Source organism: Campylobacter showae CC57C, from assembly GCF_000344295.2.
Taxonomy (GTDB): domain Bacteria; phylum Campylobacterota; class Campylobacteria; order Campylobacterales; family Campylobacteraceae; genus Campylobacter_A; species Campylobacter_A showae_B.
On the sequence record NZ_AOTD01000007.1, the window covers coordinates 1 to 4,715 of the forward strand.

At 45.3% G+C, this 4,715-nt stretch carries 4 protein-coding genes; 1 reads left to right on the forward strand and 3 read right to left on the reverse strand.

The window, feature by feature from the left end:
* Positions 1–136 precede the first annotated feature (136 nt).
* On the forward strand, positions 137–2,491 hold the full coding sequence (locus tag H740_RS00415) for a hypothetical protein (protein WP_002950298.1): 2,355 nt from the start codon (positions 137–139) through the stop codon (positions 2,489–2,491).
* 159 nt (positions 2,492–2,650) lie between these two features.
* On the opposite strand, the gene H740_RS00420 is transcribed toward H740_RS00415, so the two are convergent.
* From H740_RS00420 to H740_RS00430, 3 genes are all read right to left on the reverse strand, one after another.
* Positions 2,651–3,823: a sensor histidine kinase gene (locus H740_RS00420; RefSeq protein ID WP_002950300.1), complete on the reverse strand. Its 1,173-nt coding sequence runs from the start codon at positions 3,821–3,823 to the stop codon at positions 2,651–2,653.
* Positions 3,811–4,083, reverse strand: a complete 273-nt coding sequence (locus H740_RS00425) for a hypothetical protein (RefSeq protein ID WP_002950301.1) — start codon at positions 4,081–4,083, stop codon at positions 3,811–3,813. Before H740_RS00425 ends, H740_RS00420 begins: the two co-directional genes overlap by 13 nt.
* On the reverse strand, positions 4,076–4,715 hold a 640-nt coding region (locus H740_RS00430; protein ID WP_002950303.1), incomplete at its 5' end, for a response regulator transcription factor. The genes H740_RS00425 and H740_RS00430, both read right to left, overlap by 8 nt.

The window sequence follows — 4,715 nt, forward strand, 5'->3', positions numbered from 1 at the left end:
AGCGCCTATTTTTGATCGCGTTTGCGATTTTGCGGCTGTAAATTTGAAAAAAACAAGCCGCACCTGCACTCAAGTACAATATACAAAAAATAGAAAAAACAATATAATGCCGCAAAATTTCATGTAAAGGATAGTCGTGTCAGTCAAAGCAAGTATCGTAAAAAGCGTCGTAAAAGACGCCATCGTCATACCGCAAAATAGCGATAAAGACGTAGTCATAACAGACGAAGATACTTTGCTATCAGATCAAGGCGCAACAGTAAAAGAAGACATTGAAGACGAGACTATAGCGGCCGGTATCATTACCTCACAGCAAGTATCGCTATACGAAATCCAGCCTCAAGACGCACAAGAAACAGTGCCTGACGGTAGCGGCGGCTCGGTTAGCTCAGACGGCGTGAGCTTGAGCAAAGTTACATTTACCGAGGGCGGCCATATATCAAGCGTGATTGCAACTTATAGCAACCCGTATACGCAAAATCAACATTCTATTGCAGCTGAACGAGCTATTGGTATTGCTACTAAGATAATTTCATCAACCCCTACGCCAAAAGCACTACAAGTAAGAGCTCTAAGCGATGTTATGGAGGGGTCGGGCGATTACCTAACATTTGCTTTATCGGTAAGCAGCACCTTAAAAGCCAGGGCAACCACTCTAAATTTTAGCCTAAGCGGCGGGACGGCGGGAGTGGATTACGAGGCTGGTTCTATGCAGTATTCGACCAACGGCGGCTTAAGCTGGACTAGCGGCAGCCAAGTAACCATCGCCGATGCCAACGACATAAATAGCGTTCAAATAAGAGTAAAAATCATAGACAACGACGGGCACGACGGCGTAAATTTATCCAGCACCCCTACGACGCAAAGCGACAATCAAAACCAAGGCGTAGAAGGCGAATCAAAGCTAGATAGCGACGGCGTCAAATACGAAGACTACGGCATAACCTACAAAGACTACTCTAGAAATTTAACCCTGACCGTCACCACGGACAATGCCGAGATAATAAACTCTAGCACAATGGGCAAAATAATAGACCACGATGACTACATAAACATACAAGGAAACGAGCAAGCCGACGGCAAACACATAAATACAGGCACGGGCGACGATACGCTAAATCTTAGCGGCCACGTTAAAAATCATTTCGTCGCAAATACTGGTGCAGGCAGTGACGTCGTAAACATAAGCGGTCAAGTTACCGATCACTCCAGCATCAACACCGAGGAAGATGACGATATCGTAAGCATCAAGGGCACTATAGAAAACTCAGAACTGCATACCGGCACGGGCGATGATACCGTAACTATAAAAAACTCAACCATCAAAGGACAAGGCGGTTCAAAAGCCACGATAGATACCGATGAGGGCGGCGATATCATAACGGTTGAAAATTCCGTATTAGAAAAAGTAGATATCATCGCAGGCAACGGAGAAAACAAGGTAACGTTAGGGCAAAATTCTACCCTTAAAGACGTTAGAGTAACGACGGGCAAAGATGTCGATACGATAAATATAGAATCAGACATGACGGGCACTACCAACAACAGAAACGACTCCATCATCTCAACCTACGCAGGCAACGATAGCGTCAATATCAAATCCGGCGTAACGCTCACCAACGTCGCCATAAACACCGGTGTAGGCGAGGAAAAGATTGAGCTTGACGGCGTTAAATTTGTAAACTCCGAGCTATTTACAGAGGATGATAATGACGAAGTGACTATCTCTAATAGTACCTTTGAAAACGCTACGACATCTGGAAACCCCGCAGGTATCGGCACGGGCAGAGGCGAAGACGTCGTAACGCTAAACAGCGGAGCCGAGTTTAAGCAAGGCACCTACATACACACTGGTACGGGCAACGACACCATAAACGTAAATAGCGGAGCGATTCTCGATAAAGCCCAGATAAACGCCGCCGAAGGAGACGACGAAATACATATCAACAGCGGCGCGCAGATCCAAAACGGCTCACGCATAACCGGAGGCGAAGGTAGCGACACCATAAACGTAAACGGCGGCGCAAACGTCTCGCACTCCGTGATATTTGGAGGCAGAGGCGATGACGCCATAAACATAAAAGCAGGAGTAAATTTTGATAATTATTCCGAAATAAGAGGAGACGAGGGTGACGACAGGGTCATGATAGAAAAAGGAGCAAGCATCTCAACCTCCGTCATAAAAGGCGGCGACGGCGAAGATACGCTAAATATCTCCGAAACCATAGACTTTAGCAGAGTCAAGGATTTTGAAAAACTCGAGTTAGGCGGAGCGGAAAACAACGTCGAAACCACGATAACCGCCAAAGACGTGCTTGATATGACGGATAGCGATAACAGGCTAAGGATAGACGGCGAGAGCGGAGATACGCTGCATCTTAAAAACTTTACCCAAGGAAACGTAGGCTCGGAATACACCGAATACAACGGCACCACTCAAAGCGTAACCGTAGAGGTCAAAAACGAAATAAACGTCGATATTCTGCCTTGATACGCTAAATTTGGCTTTCTTGGCTTTGCATACTTTCTAAATTTAATCCGATTACGCGTCAAATTTAAGTTTAGCGGTTTGGGTCAAATTTGACGGTTTAAAATTTAACTCAAACTTGCCGCACAAACTAAAACAACTTAAATTTACAGCCCGGCTTTCTTAAATTTTAACCGCGCTCCCGCCAAACTCCACGCGAAACTCTGTTAGCCCTCCGCCGCTTTTACACGAGATTTTAAACCCAAGCTCCTTGCAAAAGGTTTTAACGATATGAAGCCCAATACCAAAGCCGCCGTTTCGCTCGTCAAACCGCGTGTAAAGCTCAAAAATCCGCGGCAAATTTTCCTTAGCGATGCCCGCGCCGCTGTTTGAAATCGCGAGCGCAGCAGGGGTTAAATTTACGCTTACGCGGCCATTTTCGTCGCAATATTTTATAGCATTACTTAGTAGGTTGTCGATGATTTTTCGCGTTTTTTTATAGGATGAGCGCAGCTGCACCTCGGCTATTTGCGTGCTTAAATTTATATTTTTTTGCTCCAAATTTAGTCCAAAATACCCGATCCTCTCGCGCACCAGCTCGCTCAGGCTAAAGCTCGTCGCCGCGCCGTCCTCTTTGCCGCTAAGCTTTACCAGCGTGAGGTCCTCGTATAGCGTCGAGATCGTTTTGGAGGCGGTTTTTATGTTGTTTAAGTATTTTTTCGGATCGGTTTCAAACATCTCTATGCTCATCAAAATAACGCTAAGAGGCGTGTTTATCTCGTGCGTCGTATCCCTGATAAAGCCGTTTAAAAAGTCGATACGACGGTAAAGCGGACGCAGCGAAAGACGAATGATAAAATAAGCTATGACTAAAATAGCAAGCAGTATCATAAACGAGAAAAATATTATCTTGAGTTTTAGCGTGAGAATCGCAAACTCCGGATCCGCGACCTTGACGGCGACGTAGTACTCCTCCTCGCCGAGACGATTTTTGAGATAAAACTGCACCACTGAGCTCGTTCCGTCCTTGTATCTTTGCGGCATGCCCTCGCGCGGCTCAAAGTCGTCCTCGATCTCCTCGCCCGTTTTTAAATTTACGGCAAAAGCCTCGACGTCGTCGAAATCATCGTCGTCTATCTCGCCGTTTTTTTGTAGTTTATTTTGCAGATGATGCTGCAAATCTCGCACGATAAAGACGTCGCGATCGAGTATAAAATGCTTCTCGCGCTCGTAAAACATCTGCGCAAAAAAGACCAAAAATGCGGCGCTCGTGATGAAATAAAGCAAAAATATAGGTAAAATTTGACGGTCTGAAAGTGCTGCAAAAGCTTTTTTAAGAGATTTTAGAAATGCCACTTGCCGCCTTTTGGGTTAAATTTGGTGGTGCCTCGCGGACGTAAATTTTGAAGCATAAAACGGCAAAAATCTTGCGTAAATTTGGATAAAAATTTAGACCGATATCCTGCGTTTTGCCGCGCCGTAGCCGTAAATTTAATCAAATTCGGCGCTAAATTTTGAAATCTAGAGCCGCAAATTTCATAAAAATATCGCGTAAATTTAGTAGCGTTTTTAGCCCAAAACCCAAACCGCCAAGCAACCGCGAAAAACTTAAACATATTTATAGCCTAGCTTTGAGGCGCTCACGATACGCTCTTTGCCTAAAATTTTACGCAGCTCCGCGATATAAACGCGCAAACTAAGCTCGCTAGGGCTCTCGTCGTAGTCCCAAATTTGAGAATAAATCTCGTCTCTACTTAAAAATCTATCCTGATTTTTTAGCAAAAGCGCGAGCAATCTGGACTGCTTTTTAGGCATCGAGACAGCCTTGCCGTCACGAAATAGCAAGCCCTGATTCATATCAAAGCCCAAATTTTCACCCAGATTTATCAGCTCGTTTTTATTGTGCACAAAGGTGCGTTTTAGCAGATTTTGCACGCGCAGATGTAGCTCTTTTAGCTCAAACGGTTTTTTTATGTAGTCGTCGCAACCGCTAGTAAAGCCGCTTTGCACGTCATCAAGCGTGTTTAGCGAGGTCGTAAATATACAAGGCGTGTTTTTGCCCGCGTTTCGTAGCTCCCCAAGTAGCGCAAAGCCGCTGCCGCCGATAATTTTGACGTCAAATATCCAAAGATCAAAGTTGCTCTCATAAGCCAAATTTAACGCGTCATCGTAGCTTTTCGCGCCCGCAGTCTCGTAGCCCTGCGCCTCCAGATACGCGCGCATCATCTCAAGCAGCATATTTTCGTCC

Excerpts from the sequence above, each read along its gene's own strand:
- H740_RS00425 (WP_002950301.1), bottom strand. The coding sequence starts at position 4,083 with ATGTTTAAGTTTTTCGCGGTTGCTTGGCGGTTTGGGTTTTGGGCTAAA.